At 37.1% G+C, this 574-nt stretch carries 1 protein-coding gene; it reads left to right on the top strand.

Going from position 1 to position 574, the window contains the following annotated elements; all coding sequences use genetic code 11:
- Positions 1 to 227 (top strand): hypothetical protein (locus tag NE664_12880; GenBank protein MCQ4727529.1); only part of this gene is annotated, 227 nt, incomplete at its 5' end.
- Positions 228 to 574 lie beyond the last annotated feature (347 nt).

Here is a 574-nt window from a genome sequence, read left to right as displayed (position 1 = left end):
CCTTAATCTCAGTTGCTTCAGGCGGCTCCGGAAATGGCTTATTCCCAGAATTGCACGCAGCCAGCCATACAGATGCAAGGAAAGCAGCACTCAAAACCAAAATGGTCTTCTTCATAATCATACCCTCTACTCTATATTTGATAATAGTATTTTATCAAACGCAGATGAAAAAGACAATAAGTGAGAAGGAGTGGCTTAATGGAAACTGTCTCATTAATCGGGCATAAGCCTGTCAACAGTGCTTTGAAGCTGTGTTACTTTCAAAGATCTTTTATTTGATGAAAAGTTCTCCCAAAAGGGAGGAAGCCGGCAAGAGGGGGATCCTGCCGGCTTTGAGTATGAAAAAAAGTTTTATGTTGAAAAGGTGTTTACCTTGTTTACGAGTATTAATATACCCAAAGAATGTGAAGAATATTTGATGAAAATGTGAAAAAAATGTGATGGATCGTTAGTGTGTATTCGCAGTAAAAAGCAGCATGGCAAACAACTGATGGAAAAAGGGAAATAGCAAAAAAAATATATGTGCAAGTTGCACTGTAAAAACACTAATTATTAGTTACAATAGTGCAAAATA

Origin of the sequence: Anaerotignum faecicola, assembly GCA_024460105.1 — a bacterium.
Classification (GTDB): Bacteria; Bacillota; Clostridia; order Lachnospirales; family Anaerotignaceae; genus JANFXS01.
Note: the sequence above shows the minus strand (reverse complement) of the source record. Positions and strands in the feature narration are given on the sequence as shown.